The organism is Caulobacter sp. SSI4214 (assembly GCF_012184455.1).
Lineage (GTDB): Bacteria > Pseudomonadota > Alphaproteobacteria > Caulobacterales > Caulobacteraceae > Caulobacter > Caulobacter vibrioides_E.
Genome location: NZ_SZWJ01000001.1, coordinates 173,472 through 198,077 on the forward strand (window position 1 = coordinate 173,472; position 24,606 = coordinate 198,077).

Here is a 24,606-nt window from a genome sequence, read left to right on the forward strand (position 1 = left end):
GGGCCTAGCGCGCGATCAGCAGGGTATCGCGCGGCTCGAACGTCGCGAAGACCGGTCCCGGCTCGAGCACCTCCTCGGCCTCGGCGACCAGGGTGTGGCCGCTGATCTCCAAGCCGTAAGCGTGCCGCGCGCCCAGATAGGTGCGATCGGTGATCGCGCCGGCCAGCACGTTGAGGCCACGATCGCTCGGACGCTGCCGCGACAGTCGGATGTGCTGGGGTCTGACCGTGACGATCCCGTCGTCGGCGCCGGCCGAGGCGGCGGCGACCGCGCGCAGAGCGACTCCCGCCTCGGTCATGACCGGCGTAATCTCATCCACAGTAGCGCCCGTCCGCCGCACCGGCAGGAAGTTGCTTGCCCCGATGAAGTCGGCCACGAAGGTGTTGGCCGGTCGCCGATAGATGGTGTCGGGGCTGTCGAGCTGGACGATCCGCCCCTTGTTCATCACCGCGATGCGGTCGCTCAGCGCCAGTGCCTCCTCCTGGTCGTGGGTGACGTAGATCGTCGTCAGGCCCAGCTGGCGCTGCAATGATTTGAGCCAGCCGCGGGCCTTGATCCGCAGCTTGGCGTCCAGGTTGGACAGCGGCTCGTCCAGCAGCAGCAGGGTTGGCCGGAAGACCAGGGTTCGGGCCAGGGCCACGCGTTGCTGCTGGCCGCCGGAAAGTTCGTGCGGAAAGCGCCCGCCGTACTCGCCCATATCGACCAGCGACAGGGCCTCGGCGATGCGGGGCGCCTGCTCGGCCTTGCTGACGCCCCGCAGCTTCAGCGGAAAGGCCAGATTCTGGGCGACCGTCATGTGCGGCCACAGGGCGTAGGACTGGAACACCAGGCCCAGGTTGCGGCGCTCGGGCGGCACATCGACCTTGCCATTCCCGTCGAAGAAGGTCTGGGTGCCCACGCGGATGACGCCGCCCGAGGGGGTGTCAAGGCCGGCGATGGCGAACAGGGTCGTCGACTTGCCGCAGCCTGACGGGCCCAGCAGGGTCAGGAACTCCCCCTGCGCCACGTGCAGGTTGACGTCGTGCAGGGCGGTGACGTCGCCAAACCGCTTGGAGAGGTTCTCGACGGAAACATCAGACATCGCGGTGCGTCCTTGTGATGAGGCGCGCGGCCGTCACGAAGAGGAAGGTGATGAGAAGCTGGATAACCGAAAGGGCGGCGACCGCGCCGCTGTTGCCGTTAGTCCAGAAGGACAACATCGTCGTGCCAATGATCTCGGCGCCCGGCGCGAACAGGAACACCGCCGAGGCGTATTCCTTGAGCATGCCGAGGAAGAGCAGGGTGAAGGCCGAGAACAGGGCCGGCTTCATCAGCGGCAGAATGATCCGGGTCGAGACGGTCCACCAGCTGGCGCCGACCGACCGCGCGCTCTGGTCCAGCTCCTTGCCGATCTGCATCATGGCCGGCGCCATGGCGCCATAGGCCGTGGGCATGCCGCGCATGGCGAAGGCGATCATCAGGATCCAGATCGTGCCTTGCAGCAGGCTGGCGCCGGGGATCAGCAGCATCGCCCAGAAGAAGCCGATGCCGGCCACCACGCCAGGCATGGCGCGCGGATAGAGGGCGACATATTCCAGCTGCCGCCGGAACGGGAAGCTGGAGCGCTGCACGACCAGGGCCAGCAGGGCCACGACGGCCGTGGCCCCGACGCCACCGACGAAGGCGATGATGACGCTGTTGGTGATAGAGCGGATGTAGGCTGGGTACTTGGCCAGGATCGCGAAGTTGTCGAAGGTCAGCAGCTCGAACGGCGACAGCAGCGGCGTCAGGAAGGTGGTGAAGGCCCGCAGGACGATGCCGATCAATGGGATCAGCAGGGCCAGAACCAGATACAACCACAGCGCCGCCGCGATCGGCGGACCGGCCTTGCCCAGATCGGCGACCTTGGGCCGCTGGGCCTTGCCCTTCACGGTGACGAAGCGACCGGCCTTGCTGAGCAGCAGGCCTTGCGCCAGCAGCAGGCCCGAGACGATGGCCAGCAGCAGGGCCGCCGCCGCGCCGACCAGTCCATAGTCGGGCGTGATCGCGCCCAGGCCGCGGCTGAACAGGAAGGTCGTGAAGAACTCCAGGCCGGCGGGGCGTCCAAACACCAGCGGCACAGCCAGCATCTCCAGCGAGCCGATGAACACCAGCAAGGCGCTGTAGATGATCGCCGGACGCATCAGCGGCAGCGAGATCGACCACAGCACACGCAAGGCTCCGGCGCCCATGCTGCGTCCGGCGTCCTCCAGCGTGGCGTCGGCCATCCGCGCCGAGCTGGAGCAGAACAGGTAGACCAGCGGCGCCTGGGTGACGCCCGCGACGATGGCCATGCCGGGGATCGAGTACATGTCCCAGGGCGGCACCCCGATCAGGCGCTCGCCCAGCAGGGTGATGTAACCCGACGGGCCGTAGATGATGTACCAGGCGAAGGCCGTTACCAGCTGCGAGATGTACATCGGCCATAGCACCAGCGGTCGCAGCCAGCGCCGTCCTGGCAGGTTGGTGCGCTCGATGAACAGGGCGAAGGCCACACCCGCCGCGCAGGCGACCAAGGTCGTCAGGCCAGCCAGCTGGAACGAATTGACCAGAACGTCGTGGAAGTCGGGATCGCCGAACAGTCTCGAATAGTTGCGCAGGGTCAGGTCGCCGGTCTCGTATAGCGGCTTATCGAGGAAGGATTGCCAGAGGATCGGGCCGAGGGGCGCGGCGACCAGGATGACGGTGACGATCGCCGTCGCCCACTGGATCAGCAAGGCGTGCGACAGCGGCGAGCGACCATCGAGAAGCTTGGCGGAAGCGGGCATGGAGGCTCCGGGGCTCGCGCGGCTCATCGGCGCCGCCTGTGGAACAGCTCGTTCCAGCGGGCGACGAAGGCGTCGTACTGGCTGACCATGCGATGGTCGTAGCCGACCATGACCACCTTGGACTCACCGCCCAGTCGGCGGATCACGCTGTCATGGGTGAGGAACGGCACGTCGCTCTCGCGCACGTCGCTGCGATAAGGCGTCAGCCCACCCTTGGCGGCGGCGATCTGGCCGTCACGCGAGAGCAGGTAGTCGAGCAGCAGGCGCGCCGAGGTCGGACTGCGCGCGGCGGCCGTGACCGCCATGCCGCGCGGCACGACCGGCGTGCCGTCCGCGCACAGCGTCCAGGCGACGATCTTGGCGCGGCCTTTGGTCAGCATCTGCGGCAGGACCGTCACGGCCGAGACGTGATAGCCGACCAGGTATTCGCCGGCCGTGACCTTGTCGAGCATGGCCGCCCCGCCGGTCTCGACCCGAACATAGGGCGCCAGGCGCTGCATCAGGTCCCAGCCGCCGGGCTTCCTCTGGTCGATCGCCGACCAGTGCACGGCATAGGCCAGGGCGTGGGCGGACGCGTCATAGGTGGTGATGCGGTGGGCGAACTTGCGCGGATTGGCCGCCGCCAGCGCGGTCAGCTGATTGAGGCCCGTCGGGACCTGGTGCGGGTCCAGCAGCGCCTTGTTGTAGACCATCAGCATCGGGTCGGCCGACAGGGTGTAGACGCCCGGCAGCGGCAGACTCCAGGCCGGCAGGCGCGGCTCCTCGGGACTGCGATAGCCGGCCGCCGCGCGGCGCTGGGCGAAGCGCAGCCAGGCGTCTGGCGCGCTGCTGACGATCATGTCCGCCGAGGCCCGCCTGGCCGAGGTTTCGGCGTAGTAGCGCTCGAAGGCCTCGGTGGGTCCCATGTCCAGGGTCTCGACCCGGATCCAGGGATAGCGACGCTTGAACCCCTGCAGGATCTCGCGCCAATTGTACTCGGCCATGTTGGAATAGACGCGCAGGCCCGACTCGCGCCGCGAGGCCGCGACCAGGTCCTGGCTCTGGGCCAGCCCCCTGCCCCCGATCAGCCCGGCCATCGCCGCCAGGCCGGCTAGCACGCCACGACGCGCCGGCGTCACCTTACCATCAGTCATATGCGGGTCTCCTGGCGCTATCCAGCGCCGCCGCGGCCGCGCTCCGCAAGAAGCCCGCATCCGCGCCCACCGTCACGAAGGTGTATTGTCGCTCGAACAGGCGCTGGGCCGAATGGCCCGGCAGGATCGTCCCGCCCAGGGCGACGCCGCTCTCAAGGATGCGCCGCTCGCCCTCGGACCACAGCTCCGCGAAGGCGGAACTCTCGTACTGGCCCGCCACGCCGATGCTGGCCGACAGGTCCAGCGGACCGATGAAGAACATGTCGACGCCATCGACGGCCGCCATCTCCGGAATGGCCTCGACGCCCTTCTCGGACTCGATCATCGCCACGATCAGGGTCTGGTCGGCGGCGTGGTCGGGATAGGCGGCGCTATCGGCGCCCCAGCCTGCGGCGCGCGAGACCGTGTAGTGCAGGCCACGCGAACCGCGCGGCGGATAGTAGGCCGCGCGCACCAGCCGCTCGACCTCGTCGGCGCTCTCCAGCGCGGGGGCGAACAGCCCTTCGACGCCCATGTCGAGCACGGGCTTGACCACGGCGGCCTCGACGCTGGGCAGGCGCGCCAGCAGGGTCGGCCCATCAGGCCGGTCGCCAGCCGCGCGCAGTTGATCAACGGCGTCGCCCAGGCCGGCCGGCGTGTGCTCCAGATCGACGATCAGGGCGTCGAACCCGACATGGGATAACAGCTCAGCGGCGGGCGGGCTGGCCATGAACAGCCAAGCCCCCAGCGACGGCTCGCGCCGCGCCAACCGCGCCTTGAGGGCGTTGGGCCTTAGCATGACGCGCCAAGCGTTTGGGTGAAGAAGGCGATGGCCGACTGGGCCAGGGCGTCGCGCTGGTGGCGCACGCCGGGCAGGATGTCCATCCAGGTCTGGACGCCGGCCGCCGACAGGCTGGCTTCCAGGGTCTTGAGGCGCTCGACCCGGGTCGCGCCCGTGGCGTTGGCGCCGTCCATCCAGTGCGCGCCGCCGGGCTTGTGGGTGATCTCCCAGGTGTCGGTGTCGGCGTCGCCGACCGCCAGGTGCACGGGGACGGCGCGCAGGGCCGGCGGGTCCAACGAACGACCAAAGCGCGCCTCCATGTCCGCCACGCCCACCCACCAGGGTTTCTGGCTGTCGAGAAGTGTCGGCGATCCCGGCGCGCAGACCGACAGGGCGCTAAGCCGTTGGGGATGCAGATAGTAGAAACGATGGACGAAATGCGCCCCGCCGGAGAAGCCGAATAGGGCGAAGCGCTCGGCGTCGACGCCATACCGTGCGGCGACCTCATCGATCATCGACAGCAGGATCAGGTCGAAGCGGATGCCGCGATACTCGATGTATTTATAGTTGTCGCGATCGTACGGCTCCTCGACGCCGCACGGGAACAGCGGCGCCAGGATGATCAGGTTGAACGCTTCGGCCAGGTCGGAGAACAGGTCGCGCATCGCCTGGTTGCCGCGCTCGGTGCCGTGGACGGCCACCAGGATGCGCCGGTCGGCCGCCTCTCCGCGGGGCGGCACATAGAGGCAGTATGAAAATCGCTGGTCGGCGCGGCAAGCCGTGGCCGGCGTTCGACCGACGTCATAGGGCGACAAGGGCGGGATCGTGGAATCTGTCATGGACTAGGGGGCGGCCGACGCCCTAGCGCCAGCCGCGGTTCTCCGCGCTATGGTCGTTCGATGATGGGGAGTCCGTCGGCGTCAGTAATTGACGCCAAGCTTCAGGTAGACCGTGCGCCCCTCGGCCTTGCTGTAGAGCTCGTTGCGATTGATCATCTGCGACGTGATCGAATAGTAGTTTTCGTTCAGCAGGTTGTTCACGCCCAGGCTAAAGCCGACATTGTTGATCTTGAACTGCGTCAGCGCGTCGAGACGATCGGTGGGACGCACACGACCGGTATAGTAGTTACCCACCGCCGAGCCTGGGAACTTATTGCGGGCTCCCGAATGGTTATACTGCAGGCGCACCAGCCAGTCGGCCGTAATGTCGTGCTCTAGCGCCAGATTGAATTGATCGGGCCCGATGCGGCGACCGGTCAGTGGCGTGTCGAGCACGCCGTCGTGGTTCGCGTCGCGCTTGCCCTCGGTGTGCGAATAGTTGGCCGACCAGCGGGTCTTGGACGTCAGCCGTCCATCCAGCACCACCTCCCAGCCGTGAACCTTCTCCTTCTCCCGCAGAGTCTGGGCCTCGGAGGGATTGACCGTGTCGATGACGAAGTCGGTGCCATATTTGGCGGTGTTGATGAAGTAGGCTCCGGTGTAGCGCACGCCCAGGACCTTGCCACGCAGGCCCAGCTCATAGTTGTTCACCAGCTGCGGCTTGGGATCGAAATTATCCAGGTTGGTCACGGCGACGCGACGCAGTGGCGAACCGATGTCGGGAATCGAGAAGCCCTGCGAGAAGCCGCCGAACAGCTGGGCTTGCTGGACGATCTGGAAGGTGCCGCCGATATTGACCGGCGTGGCCTGGTACTTCAGCTCGCCGCCATTGACGTGGACCGCGGTCAGGCCCGCGACGAAGTTGTCGATCTTCAGCACGAACTGGTCGTGACGCACGCCGGCCCGCAGGGTCAGGCGTTGGGTCAGCGGCATCTCCAGCTGAGCGAAGGCCGCGTAGTTCATCTGCCGCAGCGGCGGCGTGAAGGTGCGGCCGTCGCCGGGATTGCTGGTCAGCGGGATCAGCGGCTGCTGGGTAGTGTCGTGGCTGATGTCCGCGCCCCAGAGCAGTTCACCGCCCGCCGACCAACCCAGCTTCTCCAGCGGCGTGCGGAAATCGCTCTGGAGGCCGATTTTCTCCGACGAGATCGTCGTCTGGGTACCGCCCAGCCGCGCGGGGTCGAACGAGAAGACCGAGTAGTTCTTCAGATAGTAGGCCTGGGCGTGGAAAGCGCTGCTGAGCAGGTCGTCGTTATAGTAGCCCAGATAGCCCATCACATTGCGGTTAACCGGGTCCAGGGCGCGCGGGTCATACGATCCCTTGACCGCCGTCTCCTTGATCCCTTGCGCGATGTTGCCCGCCTTGCTGATGTAGTCGGTGTTCTGGTGCTGGCGATAGAAGTTGCCCATGGCTTCGACGCGTTGGCCGCCGAAGTTATATCCGACCTTGCCGAAAACGTTCCAGATGTCGGAATCGGAAATCCCGCCAAAGTTGTGCGGATCAGGCGCCAGGCGGTCGCCATCGGCATCGAACTGTCCGCCGACATGCTCGTAGCTACCGTTCAGCGTGACGTCGAAGCCCTTCACAGCGCCCGTGACGCTCTGTGAGATGCTGGGGCTGCCGCTGCCACCGAAATGCTGGGTGGAAAAGCCCGTGCCCAGTTCGGTGCGGAATTTCCAGCCGTCGTCGGCCTTACCCTTGCGGGTCACGTAGTTGATAACGCCGCCCGCGCCGCCCTGGCCGTAGATCGCCGAGGCGCCGCGAATGACCTCGATGCCCGTGATCGCGTTGGGCGAGATCAGACGCAGGTCGCGACCGCCGTCACGCAGCGGGTTGGACACCGGCACGCCGTCGATGAACACCCGCAGCGGCCGGCCGCGCAGGCTCTGCTCGACGTTGGCCGCGGTGCCGTTGGCTGCGGCCATGCCGGGAACGGTCGAGGCCAGGACGCTGCCGATATCGTTGGTCGTTGCCAACTGCTTTTCCAGCTGCACCTCATTGAGCACCGTGGACGAGCCCGGGAAGGTCGTCAGCGTGCCGGAGAAGCGCGAGCCGGTGACGACCACCGCTTCCAATGTCGCGCCCTCGTCGGTCGTGACGGTCTGGGCCTGGGCGGCGGCGGCGGCGGCGAACAGCGCCGTGGTCGCCAAGAGCATGTTCGAGAATTTCATGAGCCCATCCCCCAATGCCGACCGCCCCGGGCCGGCTCCAAATAGTAGCCAATAAGGAGACTTAATAGTAGCCAATTTTGGCACGCAACTGATTTGTTCGATTTTGATGACGAATTTTCACAGCGCCTTCGCGGCGCGCACCTCGTCCAGGAACGCTTCGAGCACGGCGAAATAGGTGTCGGGCTCTTCGTAGAACGGCATGTGCGAGCTGTGCGGGAAGATGTGAATCCGCGAGTCCGGCAAGGCGTCGTGCATCAGGAAGGCGCAGGCCGGCGTCAGCTCGTCGTGGCGTCCCGCCACCACCAGGCATGGCGCGGTGATCGCTCCCATGTCGGGCACGCGATTCCAGGCCTTCATGTTGCCGGTATAGGTGAACTCGTTGGGGCCCTGCATGGTCTCGTAAGGACCCATGTTCCAATCGGCCAGGGCCTGGGTCAGCGGCTCGGGCCACACTGGCAGGCGGCAGACATGGCGGTGATTAAGCAGGGTCACCGCCGCCTGGTACTCGGGATGGCCCAGCGTCCCCCGGGCCTCGTGGAAGACCATCATCGAGACGGTCTCGGCCCCCAGGGCGCCGCGCAAGCGGCCCAACTCGCCGACCAGATGCGGGATGTCGCAAGCCCCGTCGGCCAGCACACAGCTCTTCACGTTCTGCGGATAGGTCAGGCAGTATTCGGTGAATAGCCAGGTGCCCCAGCTGTGCCCCAGCACGTGCACCTGGCCCAGATCGAGGGCGGCGCGCACCTGCTCGGCCTCCTCGACATAGCGGCCCAGCGCCCACAGCGCCGGATCGGTGGGACGATCCGACGCGCCGCAGCCCAGTTGGTCCCAGGCCACGACCCGATAGCCGCGCTCGACCAGCCGGGCGTGCGGCGCGCGCAGGTAGAGGCTGGGCAGGCCCGGCCCGCCGTTGGCCATCAGCACGGTCTCGGTTCCCTCGCCATACACATAGGCGACGACCTCATGACCTTCCTTCAGGCGAACGCGGACGGTGGTCGGCTCCAGGCTCACGCCGCCACCTCGCCGAGGGCAAAGGCGCGCCCCTTGGCCAGGGACGGGATGGCGGCGCGGAAGCGCTTGACCTCGTCCAGGTCCAGATCGGCCAGGATGACCCCGACCTCATCGCCGGCTTCGGCCAGCACGCGGCCCCACGGGTCAATGATCATTGACTGGCCGTGACTGCTGCGTTCGCCATAGTGCAGGCCGCACTGGGCGGGCGCGATGACGAAGCTGCCGGTCTCGATCGCCCGGGCCCGCAGCAGCGATTCCCAATGCAAGGGTCCGGTGACGCTACTGAAGGCGGCGGGCACGGCCAGGATGCCCGCGCCCGCCTCGGCCAGGGCGCGATGCAGTTGCGGGAAGCGCACGTCGTAGCAGATCGTCAGCCCCAGACCGCCCCAAGGCGTATCGGCAACCACCGCGCGCTCGCCCGGACGATAAAAGTCTGACTCCCGCACTGCCCCGCCATCGGGCAGGTCGACGTCGAACAGATGGATCTTGTCGTAGCGCGCGATAATCGCGCCTTCGGGATTAATCACCAAAGATCGATTGACCACCGCGCCATCGCCCGAGCGGGTCGAGACCGAACCGGCCAGGATCCAGACCGACAGCTCCTTCGCCAGACTCTTCAGGCGAAGGGTGGCCAGATGGCTCTCCTCGGGCTGGGCGTAAGCGTGCATCTCTGGAGCGGTCGGCGCCAGGAAGTCGAACGCTTCTGGCAAGGCGACCAGACCGGCGCCCTGCCCCGCGGCCTCACGGATCAAGGCCTCGGCTTGCGAAAGGTTCGGCTCAAGGTCAGGCGTCGCGCACGTCTGCACGCACGCCACCCGCACGGGAAATGACATGGAAAGTCTCCTTAAGATCCCCAAAGACCCCGGCGGGCGGTTGGCAACGGATCGCGACTGTTGCTAACTTAGATACCGTGATTGGCTATAGAGATTGGCTACTATCGTGGGTGTGTCAACCGCGTCGCGGAAGAAGGACGGCGCCGCCGAACTGGTGAGCGCGCTCGAGGCAGATCTGCTGTCCGGCGCCTTTCGACCGGGCGAATGGCTCAAGCAGACTGATATCGAGACCAATTACAGCGCCCATCGCTTCGACGTGCGCATGGCTCTGCTGGACTTGAAGACCCGCCACCTGATCGAGCACGTCAAGAATCGCGGCTATCGGGTGATCAACCTCACCGACCGCGAGCGGGAGGACCTGATCGAGACGCGCACGGTGCTGGAGAAGGCGGCCGTCCAACTAGCGGCCAAGCGGCGCACCCCGCAGGATATCGCTGAGCTCAAGGCGATGGTGGCCCAGTTCGACGCGGCCATCGAGACCGGCGACCTGGATGTGCTGCGCGGCCTCAATGGCGACTTTCACGACCGCTTCTACAAAGCCTGCAACAACCTGACCCTGGCCCAGGAAATCAAAGCCCTGCGCCAGCGCGGCCTGCCCGGGGCGCGCGGCTGGCGGTCCCTGGGCGCCATCCGCCGCAGCAACGATGACCACGCTCAGATGATCGGCTTGCTGGAAGCCGGTGACGGCGAAGCTCTGTCAGCCCTGATTGACCGCCACCTGAACCGTTGGCGCGAAGGCCCGGAAGGCTAGATCACGGCGCCGAGCAAGTCGGCGCCGCCGTACCTTTAGTCGCGCGCGGCGACGATGATGATCTTGATCGCGGCCTAATCGCCCTCGCCTAACGCCTTCCGACGGCTCGAAGCGGTTAAGTTGTCAGTTCCAGTCGTCCTCCTTCCCGATCGCCGAAGCTGCGTAAGCTGAGCCTCATTAGCTCCATAGGGAAGCAAGTGGCACGGCCGCCAGATCGTCGCCGAACGGCACGGTGTCAGGGCTGCGCCAGCGCGGCGCCCAGAAGCGGACCTTCCGAACGTCTTACACGAGTCAATTGCCGACAATGGCGCACATCCAGAAATGCGACGTTCGCATCTAGATTCGGGTGAGCGCGGGAACCCGCCAGGACCGGGTTCTGAGTTCGCGGCGCGGCAGATAGGCGCGAAGCGCCAGGCGCATGCGTCCGCTGGGCGCGGGAAGCCAGTTGGCCGCCATGGCTCCAGCCGGGCGCTCGTGTTGGATCAGGATCTCGAAACCTCCGTCCGGATCCTTGATCAGGCCGGGCGTGCGATCTCCGATCGCGTATCGGCCGATCGGGTTTTCGGTGAAGAAATAGCGCCCCTCGGGCGTGACTTCGTACATGGTCAGCGACCAGAAGGCGTCGACCGGCACGCCGCCGGGCGGCACTCGCCAGCGATACGACGCCTGGCCCGTCAGGGGCTGGCCGGCGGCGTCGAAATTGGCGTGGAAGTACATCGCCTCCTCCTCGCCCAACGCCGCGATGCCGCCGAGCGCCACGGCGGCGCGCAATTGATCGTTGGTCCCGAAGTCGCCGATCCCGGGTGGCTGGTAGCTCCAGCCGCCGACCGCATAGTCGCGGAAGCGGAAGGTCTCGCGCAGGACCTCCAATGCGCCGGGTATCGTCGCCCGCCATTGGTCCAGCACCACCTGAGACGGCAGGCCCGGCGCGCCGATACCTTGGGCGGCGAACTGGCGCGCGCGCGGGAACTGGCCGCCCCCGCCCCGCGAGCGGGCGATGACCTCGTTGACCAGCGACAGGAAGCGGACCGGATCGTTCACATCGCCGGCGGCCGCCTCGAAGGGGCGCGGCGGCGGGCGGTCCGCCGGGACGCTCAAGGTCAGCCCGCCCTGGAAGGCCTGTGCGGCGGCCAGATCCGCCGGTCCGTCCACCAGGACGCGCATCAGGGCCCAGACGTCGTTGCTGGGCGCGCGGACCAGGCGGACGCCCGCCGGCGCGACGCCCTTCCAGTTCGGACCCACGACCCAGTAGCGACCGCCCTGTCCCTTGGTCGCCCGCGTGCCGACATAGGCGAACACGTCAGTAAAGGCGCTCATGAAAGCCAGGCAGAAGTAACGGTCCGTCGAGCTGGGCACGGTCAGCTCGACCGGTCCACCCGACAGCTCCAGGAACATCGACGAATAGATTGTGTCGTTGTTGGGCGCGGTGACCTGATGGGAAGTGTGGTCCATCAGCTGGGATCGATGCGCGATGAGGTTCAGCTTGCCCGGTCTGCCGACCGCCCCCGTCCGCTCCTGCTCGATCCGCGCCTGCTCGTACAGCGGAAAGCCGTAGAAGAAGGCCCGCTGGAACGGGTCCTTGGCCGTCTCGGCCAAGGCGGCAAGGGCCTGTCCCGTGGGCAGCAGGACCGAGGCGGCCAGCCCGGACTTGATCAGGTGACGGCGATGCATCGGCTTTTCTCCAACAGGACCTGTACTCAGCGGGTGTGGCGACTGAAGAACCGCCAGATGACCTCGGTCGCGTCGACCTGGTCGTAGCGGGCGCGCTCCAGCCCGCCGACGACCGGCGCGGGTCCGGGCCAGGTATGGCCGGCCGACTTGAGCCGATAGAACACCACCTCCCCACCCTTGGCGCATTGGGCGTAGGTCTCGACCGTGACGTCGCCCTTGGCCTCGACGGAAGGCTTGTCCGCGCAGCCGTCGGCGCGCCGCCAGAAGTCCACCGCATAGGCGACCTCCCGGAACGGCTGGGTTTGCGACCGAGCCACCAGCGCCATCGGCGAGGTCCCGCCCTTGAACGGCACGATATCGTCCTGTTCGCCGTGCATGATCAGCACCGGAACCGGGGTCGCCGGCGGCGTTTCGCCGCCGAACATCGCGCCCGATACGACGGCGATGGCCGCAATGCGCGGGGCCAGGGCTGCGCCGATGCGGTAGGTCAGCATGCCGCCATTGGAGAGGCCGGTGACATAGACGCGCTTCGGGTCGATGCGATGGTCGCGAGCGATGTCGTCGATCATCGCGCCGATGAAGGCGACGTCGTCGCTGCCTGAGGCCATGGCGAAGCCGCAGCAGCCCCCGGCGTTCCAGGTCCCCATGTTGGCGTTGCGCCCAACGCCGCTGGGAAAGGCCACGGCGAAGCCCTCACGCCGAGCTATCCCCAGCCAGCGCGGCGTCATGGTCATGGGGCTGCCGCCGCCGCCATGCAGGGCGATGACCAGCGGAACCGGACCAGAAGCCTCGGCCGGCCCGTCCAGCAGGTAGTCGCGGGCGACCCCGCCCACCCTGACGCTGTGGGCGGCCGGAGAGGCCTCGTCGAGAGCCCAGGCTGGCGCGGAGCCCAGCGTCAGGGCGGCGGCGACCATGGCGAAAGCGATCGATTTCATCTCCGCGATCCTCGCTGCGGCGCTCAGTAGCGCAGCGTCAGTTCCGCGCCGTAGATGCGCGGCTGGTTCCAGAATTCGGCGGTCCCGACCACGTTGAGGACGTAGCGCTCGTCGGTCAGGTTCCGCCCGGTGACCGAGAAACGCCAGTTGCCTCCTTCGACGCCGATCCGGGCGTCGTAGAGGGTGTAACCGGCATAGGCGCGGACGTTGTCCGGCGTTTCGTAGCCGCCGTGGGCGTACTGAGCGCTACCGCCGATGAAGCCGCGCAGGCGGCCGATCGGCTGGGTGTACAGCAGGTTGGCCGTGACCTGGTTGTCGCGCAGGCGCGGCACGTGCTTGCCATTCAGATCGACCGTCACGCCCTGACTGATCAGGCTGGCGCCCTTCTCGAACGCGCCGTCCGAGGTCGAGTATGACACTCGCGTCACCAGCCTTCCGCGGCCGACACGGAAAATACGGCGCGCCTCGGCTTCGAATCCGTAGACGTGAGCGTCGCCAGCGTTGGACAGGATGAAGCCGGTCGCGCCGGCCGAAGGCGCGGTCACCACCTGCACCTGGTTGGTCCAAGTATAGTAGACGGCCGCCTCGGCGTTGAAGCCGAACAGGCGCCCCTTCCAGCCGGTCTCGTAGTTGTAGGCGTACTCGGCGTCGTAGCGCAGGACCTGCGGCAGCAGGGCGCGTGTCACCGATGGTGGCAGGTTGGTGTTGAAGCCTCCCGAACGGTAGGCCGTGGCGAAGCGCCAGTAGAGGTTCTGCTCATCGGCCAGGTTCCAGCGCAGCGACACGGTCGGCGTGTAGAAGGTGCTGTCGAAACCGGTGCGCACCGTGGCCGTCTCGTTCCCCGCTGCGCAAGCCGGGGCCGTCAGGGTCGGCGGGCAGAACTGGACCGTGGTCGCGCCCGAGCCGCCGATCGGGGCCAACAGGCCGGTCGGAACGGTCCCTGATCCGAAATAGACAAGCGGATCCTCGGACCAGCGCTCGAAGTCGTAGTCGCGACTATCGTGCTGGGCGCGCAGCTCCAGGCCCAGCAGCCAGCGCTCGGCGAGCTTGGCCTCGATCGCGCCGAACAGCGAGATGGAGTCGACCTTCTCGTTGAATGTATCGTGGTTCATCGTGCCGCGCCCGGCCTGGCGGGCCGCCGGCGAGAAGGTCGTGGCCGCGCCCGCAGCCGCCGTGCCGACGAAGCATCCGGGCGTCGCGGCCAGGGCCGCGCCCGTATAGGCTGGACAGTCGAGCGGCTCGGTGACCACGTGATCCTTGGAGTTCAGATACTCCACGCCGACCAGCCAGCTGACGCGCCCACCCTTCTTCGACGCGAAGGTGACCTGGGCCACATCGCGGCGATAGTCCTCGAACTGGGCCCGCGAATAGTCTGGGTAGCTGACCGCCGCTCCCGGCGCGACATCGGACAGCGACAAGCCTACGAAGTGGTCATCGTCCTCGTTGGTGCGCGCGCCGTCCCGGTCGCGGTGCGAGGCGCGTAGCGCCATGTCGGCCCAGTCCAGATCGACATCGGCGCGCAGCGAGAAGCCCTTCTCCTTGATATCGGTCCGTCCCTGCCGGTTCTGATTGGCGCGGATGTCGGGACCGGCATCGAGCGTCGGACTGCGGGCCAGGCCCGTGAAGCCGGGCGCGCTGCTGTCGTAGTACTCGGCCATCGCGCCCAGGGTGACCTTGGCCGAGGGGCGCGCTTCGAGTGTCAGCCGCGCACCCTTGGAATTCTGGGTGTCGGTGAAGTCACCGGTCGTGGTGTTGACGATGAAGCCATCGTGCTGGTCACTGATGAAGCCGCCTAGCCGCGCGGCCAGCTTGTCGCCGAGCGGCAGGTTGACGATCGCTTCCAGGTCAGTGCGGTCCGGGTCGGACCGGCGGACGGTCGCCGTACCGCCGAATTCCGATCTCGGTGCGTTGGAGATGACGTTGACCGCGCCGCCGACTGCGTTGCGCCCGAACAGCGCGCCCTGCGGCCCGCGCAACACCTCGACCCGCGCATTGTCGAACAGGTCCATCCGCGTCAGCGAGCGGCCGCCAAAGCCGCCGCCGGAGTTATAGAGGCCGTCGCGATAAAGGCCGGTGGCGGTCTCGGTGAAGCCGACCCGGCCACTGCCCTGCCCGCGGATCGAAATGTCATTCAGATATTCAGGACCAGACGTCACCAGGGTCACACCCTGGATCTGGCGCAGGTAGTCCTCCATGCGGTCCAGCACGAGCCCCTGGCGGTCGGCCTCGGTGATCGCTGTGACGGCGGCGGGAACGTCACGCAGCTGCTCGGCGCGGCGGCGGGCGGTGACCACCACCTCGCCGACATCACCGGCGGCCTGGGCGTGGACCGCACCCGCCGTCAGCAGTTCCGCCAGCGCCACGATCGCGACACCGCCCAGCATCGCCGCCCGGCGCGCGGCGCCTCGGCGGCTGGAATCCTCTTCGGCCGTGGCCGCCCAAGCGCATCCCATGGTCACCCTCCCTCACGGCGTCTGCGCGCCTTTGACGGAGGGAGGCTAAGCCGAGATGATCGTCACTGTCTACAGATTGTCGACAATTTATGGAGTGATCTTCAGGGCGGCCGTCAAGGAGTCGACGTGGGTCAGCTGCGCCTGCCGGTCGGCCTCGTCGCCGTCGCCACGCACGATGGCGTCCGCCAGGTCGCGCCAGCGCTGGGCTGCCCGCACCCGGAGTTCCTCTGTGGTGAAGCCGTAGGGACCAAAGTTGTGGGCGGCGCCGGCGCGCACGTCCAGGATCAGCGACCGCAGACGACCGCCTTTGGCGGCGTCGAGCACGGCGAACCCGGCGCGTAGGGTCTGGCGGAAGAACTCCTCTGGCTCGACGCCCGCGCCGGTCATCGCTTCAAGACGCTCGACCTGCCGACAAAGCGCTGGAATATCCTCGTCATTTCTATGGATGGCCGCCTTGCGCGCCGCGAAGCCGAACAGCACGGCGCTGATCTCGACGCTCTCGCGGGCCTCCCGGTCCGACAACCGGGCCACGGTCGCGCCCTTCATTGGTTCGATGTGCACCAGGGAGCGCGTGGCCAGGATCCGCAGCGCCTCGCGGACGGGCGCGCGACTGACCTTGAACCGCTCCGATAGCTCGATCTCCCGAAGCCGATCCCCAGGCTTGTAGACGTTCGTCTCGATCAGATAGGCCAAATCCAGAGCGACGCGGTCCGCCACGGATCGATTTCGCTTTTGCAGAAGATGCGGTGGGATCGGTTTCGACATTGCCTACAATCTCGGACTTCTCGCGATCGTAGCAAGCTTATTGGTTGAAGCGTAGTTTTGACCAAAATTCATTCAGCCCGGTCAGTGGATCTAAGTTCGATCAAGCGCCCTTCGCAGCCGATCGCGACGTCCGCTTTCGCGGCGGCGCTGCGCCAGACTTCTCCGTTCGGCGGGCCGGGCGCGCCGCCTTTCCATCCGTGGACGGGGCTTCCGGACGGAGGAGACCACTAGCAGCGCCGGCGGCGCTGGCGCGCTCCGTCGCGCTTTGGCGTAGTCTGGCGCGCGACGCTGAATGAAGATGAGAACTACGCCTACGCTATACCCCTCTAGAATACGACTTCTGCGCTCTTCCACCTGAGAAACTGTCGCGGAGGCGGCCTCGTCTTGCCCGCCACCTCGACCCGCTCGTCTGATCCTGCTCCAAGCGAGGGCGCGGACAAACGCAACAGACAACCAACGAAAATAGCAGCTGAGCGCCAAGAGCCGACATTGGGTCACCTCCACGTACTAGACATTCGGCACAGGGCCTGAAGCCTGCGGCGCCCCTCTTAGAGGGGCGCCAGTGGCGTTAAAGCACCGTAGTTAGCGAGGCGCGCTCCGAACTATAGAGCGGCGCGACAACGAGCCAGATCGGTCGGAACCAAAGGAGCGACCGGTAGAAGCCAGCGGTAGATGGCGGTTCGTCCCGGCTTCGCGGTGCGACCGAGGCGTCCGGCGCGCGCTTCTTCATAAGGCGACGGGCCGCGCGGACTGCGACGCACGAACACGCCGACGATCCCGCGCGATAAGGCATATTCGTAGACCGTGTCGGGATGGGACGGGTTGCCGAGCAAGAGTATGCTGGAGATATCGGCGTCCGTAGCGATCTGCGGCGCGCCGCCACGCTCGCCCGGCGGTCCATTTTCGGGATCGCGGCGCTGCAGAACCACTAGCTTCTGCCCGGCGTAACGCCAAACGTCGCCAACTCGCGGCGACGCCTTAGGATCAGCGCAGAGGCGCGGCGCGATGAAGGCTAGGCCATGACGGTCGCTCGTCACGCAGTACCAATCCGCGCTCCCACAATCCACGAGAGGGTATGAGGCCGTGGCCGGCCCGTCGATCGTCGGCGCTAGGACCTGTCGCTTGGCCGCTACATCCAACCGATAGAACGCCCCGCCGTCGGCGCTGCTGCTCGCAAAGACGTACACCTGTCGCTCGCTGGGTCCCAGGTCACGAGACCAAGCCGCTCCGCCGCCCGTGATGGCGGTGAAGGCTAGTGACAGCGCCACGGCGCGTCGGAAAAGCTGACGGTTCGACACGCACTCAGATCCCAAATGGCCGACGAAGCGCATCGGCTTCTCTAAAAGTGCCAATAGCCGTAAGCGGGCACGTTGGTCCCCCCGTCATGATACCAGCCCATGCCATCAAAGGACGAGATCATCTTGCCGACAGTGTTGGCCCAAGATTCGTTCATGGTTTTGTACTGCGAGGCGTCGAATTCAGTGTAATACTGCGGCGTCGCTTCATATTGGCCCGTTGCCGGATTGAGCACGGTGTACTGCTGCCCGCCGTTGTCGAAGAAGGCTTGTGAAGTGTAGTTGGCCATCTGGTGGCCCGCGGGCAAGGCATGCGCAATTTCGTGGGCGACGGTGAAGTCGATGTTGGCCTGATCAGCGCCGACCAGCATGCTGCCGACGATTTCCACATGCCCCCTTTCGGAAAGCGATTTTGATGCAAATGTTGTGGAGGCCTGCGCGGTGTTGTTCGGATTGGAGGCCTGGGCGACGATCTTGAAGTCCATGTTGTCCATCAAGGTCAACATCTCGGCGCCCGTGTAGCGGTTGCCTGACGGATCAGTGCCGACTGTCTTGGTGCTGTTCAGCGAGTCATTGAAGATGGCCGTGTAGATGGACTCGATGATCTTATCGGCGACCGCCTTCTGCGCCGGATCGTTCATGTCGGTCATCACCTGCACGTGGTCGGCGATGTACCGCCCAGCACGGGTCGCGGCGGCGTTCATGCGCGCAATTTCGATGCTGCCATAAGCTCCCGCCGAGTAACTAGTGACAGTCGCTCCGAAACCGCTACCGCCGGAGTAGGTCACGGGCGCGTAGACGACGACGGGAGAAACCTCCGTCGGTGTGACGTCGCCCCCGCCGCCTGGCCCGACCGTGATATTGGTGATTGCACCTGGCATCTGACTGCTCTCCAGAGATATGTTGAAGACGTGCAGAAGAGTTCATCACGGCAACCACCGGATGATGGGTTTGATACGAAATCTCGGGGATGCCGATAGGCGCCAGCGGCATCTATCGGTTCAGACTTCAACTAAGCGGTGCGGGAAATATGCCGGTCGGATGCATTCCATCCTGACCTAGATGCGATCCTATGGGGTAGATCGACGCTATGCTTTTACGGCGCATCATACTCATCGCCACCACTCAACTCGAACTCGTCTGAAGCTAAATCGGCGCCACCAAAGCGGTCAATGGCGAATTTCAACTTTTTGGGGAATTGGTCGGACGACGCTTGGAAAATTCCAAACTCGGGCATTGAACTGAAAGCCTGGGCGAGAGACTTTGAGAGACAAGTGGACGATTGCCGTCCTGCGCCTTCGTCGCCAAGGCGTTCACTGGCGCCAAGTTCGTCAAAGGGTTCAATCACCTGATCGCGGCCAGCTTGCCTATTGGTCCGGTCATCGAAGACGGCGCCAGTCGGTCGCGAGATCAAGCCGAGCTTGATACCTGCACGGCGATGCGACACACCCGCCTTTGTCGACAACCCCCTAAGCACAGGCTAATGGCGTGGACCGCACGATCGTGCCGGCTCGCAGCTGAAACAGGATCGGGATTGTTCGGGAACCCTCAATGAAGAGCGAAAAGCCGACGGCGACCCGCGAGACGATCGTAGACGCAGCCGTTCAATGTTTCGAACGCTATGGCGTCCACCGCACGTCGATGGCGGATGTAGCCGAGGCCAGTAAGGTCTCGCGCCAGACCCTCTATCGCCTATTCGACTCTCGCCCAGCCCTACTTGAATACATTGCAGGACAACGCATCACCGCCTTGGGCGAATTGCTTCGCCCCTATTTCGTGCAAGTCACCTCGCTACGTGAGGCTCTGATCGAGGGGTCCCTGCGGTCCCTGAAGGTCACGGCTAGCGACCCGCTCTTTCTCGAAATTGTCGGCAAGAGCGGGGAGCATCGGCTAGACCAGTTCCTGCTCAAGGGCAGCAAGCAGATTCAGAAACTCATGCTCTCACTCTGGGGTCCGGTTCTGGATCAGGCGCGCGTCGCCGGACAGCTCCGACCAGGCATCACGAACGATCAGGCTGTGGAGTGGATTCGCAACATCCACGGCATGCTGTCGCTTCGCGACGACTATGACGACGCGACCCTGCAACAGTTGCTGACGACGTTCCTAGTCCCCTCTCTTCTGATCGATCAAGCCTAGCTCTGGCCGGCTCGCAACGCCCTGGCGTCGGCGCCTTACGCCCCACATGTTACAGTTGACAATATTTGTAACAAGATCATTCTTCCTCCAATAAAGCCGGCCTAAACGCCGTAACAAAAGTGGAGGAACCCATGGCGAGGTTTGACACCCTTATTCGCAACGGCTTCGTCATCGACGGCACGGGGACCCCCGGCGTCTATGCTGACATTGGCTTGAAAGACGGTCGTGTCGCAGCGATCGGCCGGCTGTTGGAACAAGACGCCGCGGACGTGATCGACGCTTCGGGCATGGTCGTCGCCCCAGGCCATGTCACTCAACACGCCCACCACGACGCCCAGCTGTTCTGGGATCCATACTGCGCCAATTCCGGCGAGCATGGCGTCACGACGATCCTCAACGCCAATTGCGGCTTCAGTATCGCGCCGGTCCGCCCCCAGGACCGAGAACGCACCATGCTGATGTTGTCGACGACCGAGCAGGTGCCCGTCGAACAGCAGCGCGCTGGCCTGCCCTGGAACTGGGAGACCTTCCCCGAATATCTCGACCGCGTAAAAGCCCTGCCCAAGGGCGTCAACATCATGTCGTTTCTGCCGCTCAACCCGCTGCTGATCTATGTGATGGGCATCGAAGGGGCCAAGTCTCGCCGCCCGACGACGGCCGAAATGGCTGAGATGCATCGGCTGATCAACGAAGCTATGGACCATGGCGCGGCCGGCATCTCGATGTCGGTCATGGGCTACGACGGCAATTCGCACCTGGACTATGATGGCACGGCGATGCCAACCGACATGCTGCACGACGACGACGTCGTCGAGATCGCCCGCGCCGTCGCCGTGCGTGGCGAAGGTCTGATCCAGATGCTGTCGGCGATCTTCCATTTCGGCAACCGCGGCATAACCGAGAAGGTGGCGCGGATGGCCAGGGGCTCAGGCGCGCGGGTCATCCACGCCGCCATCCTGACCAACGATCATTTGGCCGGCGCCGCCGAAGCCGACGTGGCCTGGCTGGAAGGCCTGCGTGACGAGGGGCTCGACATCTCCGGCAGCGCCCTGCTGAACCGCGGCTGGGTCGAAGCCAATATCGGCGAACTTGACACCGCGGCAGGCCAGTTGAGCGGTGTGCGCGAGATTATCGCCTGCGAGACGGACGAAGACCGCGTTGCCCTGTTGGCCGACCCGGCTTTCGTCGCCCGGTTCAGCGCCGAGTATGCTGGCTCGGGCCCCGCGAGTGGCGCGGGCGGCCTGGAAGGCCAGATCGTCATCGACGTCGGTGAAGCCACTGCCTTGGAGAGCTGGATTGGCCGCACGCTCGTCGACATTGCCGCCGAGCGGGGCGAGACCGTCGTCCAAACGCTGTGTGATCTAGGCGTCCAATCCAAGCTGAAGGCTCAACTGAAGTCGGATGTCTGGGCCGCCAACGACCCGATCCAGGCTCGCAACTTGCTGACCAGTCCTGCCGTGGCGTCCGGCGTCAGCGACGCGGGCGCGCACACCAAGGCGTTCGCCAATGGGCACTACGCGACCGAGCTGATCATCTGGCTGGTTCGGGACCAGAAGGTGTTCACCCTGGAGGAAATGCATCACCAGTTGAGCTTCAAGGTAGCTCGCACGATCGGTCTGAGCGACCGGGGCGCGATCCTCCCGGGTTTCTGGGCCGACCTGCTGATCTACAATCTGGCCGACCTTTACCAGGACCGCGACCGGTACGAGATCGTTCACGACATGCCCAATGGCGACTGGCGGCGAAACGCCCGCTCCGGCGGTTACTCGCGGATCCTGGTCAACGGCGTGACCACCTACCACGACGGCAAGCCCACCGGCGCCCTGCCCGGCCAGTTCGCGCGCGTCACGCAGGATATGGCCTCCTCCCTGCCATTGGCCGCCGAATAGCACCCGATCCACCTCGACACGGGCGGCGCTCCGTGATGGGCGTCGCCGCCCGTGACTCCGCTTAGCTGGTAACAGAGGCCCGATGGCGAAATTCAGGACAATTGCGGATTTGATCGACGCCCAATGCGTCGAACGCGCCGACTTCGAAGTGTTGACCGTCGTGGACATCGGCCCGGACGGTGAACTTGTCGACGTCCGGCGTAGTTTCGGACAATTGCGCGCAAACGCCCGACGGTTGGCCGCCTGGCTGCAGGCCGCCGACGTGGCGCCAGGCGATCGCTTCGCCCTAATGCTGCACAATCATGTCGAGCTGGTCGAAGCGATGATCGCCGCCGCCCTGATCGGCGCGACCTTCGTGCCGATCGATCCGCGCAGCATCGGCGACAAGCTTGTCTACATGCTCGATTTCGTGGAGGCCAAGCTCGTGATCGCCGGCGACTACGCGCTGGGAGCTCTGGCTGAGGTCGCGTCCCGCCTTGTCCATACTCAGCGCGTGCTGGTCGTGGGCGAAAGGCGATTGAGTGATCGCGTGAGCGGTTTGACGCTACACCACTACGACCGCGATCTGCCCGCCACCGACGCGGACCTGACTTCGGTCGAGCCTGATCCAGCTATCCCGATGTTCATGATGTTCACCTCGGGCACGACGGGCCACCCGAAAGCCGTGGTCCGTAGCCACGCAACCCACATGGCCGGCATCAAGGGACTAAGGGCGCTGGGAGTCCAGGCGGGCGACAAGCTCTACACGGGCCTGCCGCTCAGCCACATCAACGCCCAGTCGACGCTGGGCGCGGGGCTGTCGTTGGCCCTGCCCGTCGTTCTGAGCCGCAAATTCACCAAGAGCCGGCTGTGGGATATCTGCCGAGCCCATGGTTGCACCGTCTTCACCCTGCTGGGCGGAATGATTCCAGAGATCTATTCCGTTCCCGAAAGGCCTGATGACGCCGACAACCCCGTACGCCTGATCATCACGTCGGGTATGCCGGCCGCGCTGTGGAACGAGTACCGTCGCCGCTTTGGCGTGGAGATCACGGAAGTTTATGGCAGCACCGAAGCCGGCGGCGTGCTGATCAACCTGAAGGGCGCCGGTCCCGTTGGATCCTTGGGCAAGCCGCCCCGCGGCACGCTTGCTGCGGTCTTGGATCCCTCCGGAGAGCCCTGCCCTCCAGGCGAGCTAGGCGAATTGTGCTTCCGACCGGAGAGCACCGAAGCCACTCCGGTGACCTATTTCCGCAACGCGGCGGCCAGCCAGGAAAAGATACGGTCGGGTTGGTTCCGTAGCGGCGATATCGCCCACATGGACGCCGAGGGCTGGTTCTACTTCCACCATCGTGTCGGCGGCGGCGTGCGGCGCAATGGCGACTTCGTCAACACCGCGCTGGTCGAAACCGTGCTGGCCCGATGCTCCCTGGTCGAGGACGTCTTTGTGTACGGCGCGACCACCCCGTCGAACGTCGCCGGCGAAAAAACACTGGTGGCCGCTGTTGTCCTGCGATCGGGCGCGGCGCTGGCCGACTTGCGGGTTTGGTGCGCCGACAAGTTACAGAAGAACGAGACGCCGGAAATCTGGCAGATCTTGCCCGCCATCCCCAAGACGATCTCCGAAAAGCCGGTCGAGCGCGACTGCATCGCCCTCCTGCACGAGCATGGACTGATCGCCTCGCCAGCGCTTTCCCGCACACCGTGATTTCCTGAGGACACTGCATGATCGATCTGCATACCGCGCCCACGCCCAACGGCTGGAAGATCTCCATCATGCTGGAGGAGTGTGACCTGCCCTACCGCACCCGCTGGGTGAACATTGGCAAGGGCGACCAGTTCGCCGAGGCGTTTCTGGCTATCAGCCCCAACAACAAGATCCCGGCTATTGTCGATAACGACCCTGAGGACGGCGATGCGCCGATCAGCATGTTCGAGACAGGCGCGATCCTGCTGTACCTGGCGGAGAAGACCGGCCGCTTCCTGCCGACAGCCCTCCGCGCGCGCAAGGCTGCGCTGGAGTGGCTGTTCTGGCAGGTTGGCGGCCTTGGCCCGATGTTGGGCCAGCACGGCCACTTCAAACTCTACGCTCCCGAGCGGATCGCCTATGCGACCGAGCGCTATCGCAACGAAACCTTGCGCCTGTATGGCGTGCTGAACGCTCGCCTGGCCGTCGAGACCTACCTGGCGGGCGATGACTACAGCATCGCCGACATGGCGACCTTTCCCTGGGTCCAGACCTACAAAGCTCAGGAGATCCCGCTCGGCGATTTTCCGCATGTCGAGCGCTGGTACGACGCCTTGAAGGCGCGCCCGGCCTTGCGGCGCGGAATGGATCTGGGCCGCGACAAGATCAACCGCCGCCCGCAGGACGACGCTCGCGCACGCGAAGTCCTATTCGGCATCAAGAAGGACTGAGCCTTGGCCCATATCGAATTCTTCTTCGATCTGTCCTCACCGTGGACGCGCCTGGCCTTCCAGAACATTCAGCCGATCGTCGAGGAGACCCGCGCCACGATCGCCTGGCGCCCGTTTCTGGTGGGCGGGGTGTTCAATGCGGTCAACGACAGCGTCTATGCCGGGCGCGCCGACCCCAGCAGTCCCAAGAACCGCAACACCTTCAAATGGCTGAAGGACTGGGCGCGCGTGGCCGGGGTGCCGATGAACTTCCCCTCGCGCCATCATCCGCTGAAATCGGTAAACGCCATGCGCTTCTGCTGTGCGATTGAGGACGACCAAGACGCCCTCTTCCGCTTCTCAAACCAGGCTTTTGACGCCTATTTCGGCGAAAAGCGGAATCTGGACGCGATTGAGGTGCTGGTCGAGATCGCCGATGCCTGCGGACTGGACGGGGCGGACCTAGCGCGCAGGGCTCAAGACGATGACGTCAAGCTTCGGTTGCGGGCCAACACCCAGGAAGTCATCGATCGCGGCGGGTTCGGCTCGCCCACGATCTTTGTCGATCGCACGGAGTTGTTCTTCGGCAACGATCAGCTGCCGATTGTACGCCAGGCAATCCTCGAAGCCGATCTCTAGCGCTCGTCGCCAGTTGGGCCCGCCTCCTCCCGGAGACGGGCCGCCAACGCTAGAGCGTGATAGCCGAAAGTGTAAGCGGTTTCGGCGGTTATCACGCTCTAAATGTTTGATTTAGAGCCTTATTTT

Annotated in this window: 21 protein-coding genes; 6 read left to right on the forward strand and 15 right to left on the reverse strand. The window is 65.4% G+C overall.

Annotated features, from left to right (window positions below; all coding sequences use genetic code 11):
• Positions 1-4: 4 nt before the first annotated feature.
• The 8 genes from FCU40_RS00735 to FCU40_RS00770 form a co-directional block, all read right to left on the reverse strand.
• Entirely contained in the window at positions 5-1,081 is a 1,077-nt protein-coding gene (locus FCU40_RS00735) for an ABC transporter ATP-binding protein (RefSeq protein WP_168072212.1), read from the reverse strand.
• Positions 1,074-2,786 (reverse strand): iron ABC transporter permease, encoded by a 1,713-nt coding sequence (locus FCU40_RS00740; RefSeq protein ID WP_168072214.1) that lies wholly within the window; start codon positions 2,784-2,786, stop codon positions 1,074-1,076. Before FCU40_RS00740 ends, FCU40_RS00735 begins: the two co-directional genes overlap by 8 nt.
• Positions 2,787-2,809: 23 nt before the next feature.
• Positions 2,810-3,919, reverse strand: a complete 1,110-nt coding sequence (locus tag FCU40_RS00745; RefSeq protein WP_168072216.1) for an ABC transporter substrate-binding protein — start codon at positions 3,917-3,919, stop codon at positions 2,810-2,812.
• Positions 3,912-4,697, reverse strand: a complete 786-nt coding sequence (locus FCU40_RS00750; RefSeq protein WP_168072218.1) for an aldolase/citrate lyase family protein — start codon at positions 4,695-4,697, stop codon at positions 3,912-3,914. Before FCU40_RS00750 ends, FCU40_RS00745 begins: the two co-directional genes overlap by 8 nt.
• Complete coding sequence (locus FCU40_RS00755; RefSeq protein ID WP_168072220.1) at positions 4,691-5,518, reverse strand: alpha/beta hydrolase; 828 nt, start codon at positions 5,516-5,518, stop codon at positions 4,691-4,693. Before FCU40_RS00755 ends, FCU40_RS00750 begins: the two co-directional genes overlap by 7 nt.
• 81 nt (positions 5,519-5,599) lie before the next feature.
• Complete coding sequence (locus FCU40_RS00760) at positions 5,600-7,726, reverse strand: TonB-dependent receptor (RefSeq protein ID WP_168072222.1); 2,127 nt, start codon at positions 7,724-7,726, stop codon at positions 5,600-5,602.
• A gap of 117 nt (positions 7,727-7,843) precedes the next feature.
• Positions 7,844-8,737 carry a proline iminopeptidase-family hydrolase gene (locus tag FCU40_RS00765; protein ID WP_168072223.1) on the reverse strand — a complete coding sequence of 298 codons (894 nt, stop codon included), beginning with the start codon at positions 8,735-8,737 and terminating at the stop codon, positions 7,844-7,846.
• Positions 8,734-9,570 (reverse strand): carbon-nitrogen hydrolase family protein, encoded by an 837-nt coding sequence (locus FCU40_RS00770; protein ID WP_168072225.1) that lies wholly within the window; start codon positions 9,568-9,570, stop codon positions 8,734-8,736. The genes FCU40_RS00765 and FCU40_RS00770 overlap by 4 nt, the downstream gene beginning before the upstream one ends.
• A gap of 106 nt (positions 9,571-9,676) precedes the next feature.
• Here FCU40_RS00770 and FCU40_RS00775 point away from each other — a divergent pair, with 106 nt between their 5' ends.
• Entirely contained in the window at positions 9,677-10,321 is a 645-nt protein-coding gene (locus FCU40_RS00775; RefSeq protein ID WP_168072227.1) for a GntR family transcriptional regulator, read from the forward strand.
• Positions 10,322-10,657: 336 nt separating this feature from the next.
• Here the strand turns inward: FCU40_RS00775 and FCU40_RS00780 are convergent, their stop codons facing one another.
• From FCU40_RS00780 to FCU40_RS23055, 7 genes are all read right to left on the reverse strand, one after another.
• Positions 10,658-11,992 (reverse strand): DUF1254 domain-containing protein, encoded by a 1,335-nt coding sequence (locus FCU40_RS00780; RefSeq protein WP_168072229.1) that lies wholly within the window; start codon positions 11,990-11,992, stop codon positions 10,658-10,660.
• 26 nt (positions 11,993-12,018) lie between these two features.
• Positions 12,019-12,927 (reverse strand): PHB depolymerase family esterase, encoded by a 909-nt coding sequence (locus FCU40_RS00785; RefSeq protein WP_168072231.1) that lies wholly within the window; start codon positions 12,925-12,927, stop codon positions 12,019-12,021.
• A gap of 23 nt (positions 12,928-12,950) precedes the next feature.
• Positions 12,951-15,380, reverse strand: a complete 2,430-nt coding sequence (locus FCU40_RS00790; protein WP_168072233.1) for a TonB-dependent receptor — start codon at positions 15,378-15,380, stop codon at positions 12,951-12,953.
• 87 nt (positions 15,381-15,467) lie between these two features.
• Positions 15,468-16,097, reverse strand: a complete 630-nt coding sequence (locus FCU40_RS00795) for a GntR family transcriptional regulator (protein ID WP_168072235.1) — start codon at positions 16,095-16,097, stop codon at positions 15,468-15,470.
• 650 nt (positions 16,098-16,747) lie between these two features.
• Positions 16,748-17,476 carry a hypothetical protein gene (locus FCU40_RS00800; RefSeq protein WP_168072236.1) on the reverse strand — a complete coding sequence of 243 codons (729 nt, stop codon included), beginning with the start codon at positions 17,474-17,476 and terminating at the stop codon, positions 16,748-16,750.
• An 8-nt stretch (positions 17,477-17,484) separates the two neighbouring features.
• Positions 17,485-18,321: a hypothetical protein gene (locus FCU40_RS00805; RefSeq protein WP_168072238.1), complete on the reverse strand. Its 837-nt coding sequence runs from the start codon at positions 18,319-18,321 to the stop codon at positions 17,485-17,487.
• A gap of 215 nt (positions 18,322-18,536) precedes the next feature.
• Positions 18,537-18,887 (reverse strand): hypothetical protein, encoded by a 351-nt coding sequence (locus FCU40_RS23055; RefSeq protein ID WP_175582047.1) that lies wholly within the window; start codon positions 18,885-18,887, stop codon positions 18,537-18,539.
• Between the two features lie 104 nt (positions 18,888-18,991).
• Here FCU40_RS23055 and FCU40_RS00815 point away from each other — a divergent pair, with 104 nt between their 5' ends.
• From FCU40_RS00815 to FCU40_RS00835, 5 genes are all read left to right on the forward strand, one after another.
• Complete coding sequence (locus FCU40_RS00815; protein WP_168072240.1) at positions 18,992-19,576, forward strand: TetR/AcrR family transcriptional regulator; 585 nt, start codon at positions 18,992-18,994, stop codon at positions 19,574-19,576.
• A gap of 131 nt (positions 19,577-19,707) precedes the next feature.
• Positions 19,708-21,465, forward strand: a complete 1,758-nt coding sequence (locus FCU40_RS00820) for an amidohydrolase family protein (RefSeq protein WP_168072242.1) — start codon at positions 19,708-19,710, stop codon at positions 21,463-21,465.
• Between the two features lie 109 nt (positions 21,466-21,574).
• The gene (locus FCU40_RS00825; protein WP_168072244.1) at positions 21,575-23,152 is read left to right on the forward strand and encodes an AMP-binding protein; all 1,578 of its coding nucleotides are present in this window, start codon (positions 21,575-21,577) and stop codon (positions 23,150-23,152) included.
• Positions 23,153-23,169: 17 nt separating this feature from the next.
• Positions 23,170-23,862 (forward strand): glutathione binding-like protein, encoded by a 693-nt coding sequence (locus FCU40_RS00830; protein ID WP_168072246.1) that lies wholly within the window; start codon positions 23,170-23,172, stop codon positions 23,860-23,862.
• Between the two features lie 3 nt (positions 23,863-23,865).
• A complete protein-coding gene (locus FCU40_RS00835) occupies positions 23,866-24,480 on the forward strand; it encodes a 2-hydroxychromene-2-carboxylate isomerase (RefSeq protein ID WP_168072248.1) in 615 nt (204 codons plus the stop codon).
• Positions 24,481-24,606: the final 126 nt, after the last annotated feature.

Bases quoted from the DNA above. Each gene is read 5' to 3' on its own strand.
- FCU40_RS00735 (WP_168072212.1), bottom strand. From the start codon at position 1,081: ATGTCTGATGTTTCCGTCGAGAACCTCTCCAAGCGGTTTGGCGACGTC.
- FCU40_RS00740 (WP_168072214.1), bottom strand. From the start codon at position 2,786: ATGCCCGCTTCCGCCAAGCTTCTCGATGGTCGCTCGCCGCTGTCGCAC.
- FCU40_RS00745 (WP_168072216.1), bottom strand. From the start codon at position 3,919: ATGACTGATGGTAAGGTGACGCCGGCGCGTCGTGGCGTGCTAGCCGGC.
- FCU40_RS00750 (WP_168072218.1), bottom strand. From the start codon at position 4,697: ATGCTAAGGCCCAACGCCCTCAAGGCGCGGTTGGCGCGGCGCGAGCCG.
- FCU40_RS00755 (WP_168072220.1), bottom strand. From the start codon at position 5,518: ATGACAGATTCCACGATCCCGCCCTTGTCGCCCTATGACGTCGGTCGA.
- FCU40_RS00760 (WP_168072222.1), bottom strand. From the start codon at position 7,726: ATGAAATTCTCGAACATGCTCTTGGCGACCACGGCGCTGTTCGCCGCC.
- FCU40_RS00770 (WP_168072225.1), bottom strand. From the start codon at position 9,570: ATGTCATTTCCCGTGCGGGTGGCGTGCGTGCAGACGTGCGCGACGCCT.
- FCU40_RS00780 (WP_168072229.1), bottom strand. From the start codon at position 11,992: ATGCATCGCCGTCACCTGATCAAGTCCGGGCTGGCCGCCTCGGTCCTG.
- FCU40_RS00785 (WP_168072231.1), bottom strand. From the start codon at position 12,927: ATGAAATCGATCGCTTTCGCCATGGTCGCCGCCGCCCTGACGCTGGGC.
- FCU40_RS00790 (WP_168072233.1), bottom strand. From the start codon at position 15,380: ATGGGATGCGCTTGGGCGGCCACGGCCGAAGAGGATTCCAGCCGCCGA.
- FCU40_RS00800 (WP_168072236.1), bottom strand. From the start codon at position 17,476: ATGCGCTTCGTCGGCCATTTGGGATCTGAGTGCGTGTCGAACCGTCAG.
- FCU40_RS00805 (WP_168072238.1), bottom strand. From the start codon at position 18,321: ATGCCAGGTGCAATCACCAATATCACGGTCGGGCCAGGCGGCGGGGGC.
- FCU40_RS00815 (WP_168072240.1), top strand. From the start codon at position 18,992: ATGAAGAGCGAAAAGCCGACGGCGACCCGCGAGACGATCGTAGACGCA.
- FCU40_RS00820 (WP_168072242.1), top strand. From the start codon at position 19,708: ATGGCGAGGTTTGACACCCTTATTCGCAACGGCTTCGTCATCGACGGC.
- FCU40_RS00830 (WP_168072246.1), top strand. From the start codon at position 23,170: ATGATCGATCTGCATACCGCGCCCACGCCCAACGGCTGGAAGATCTCC.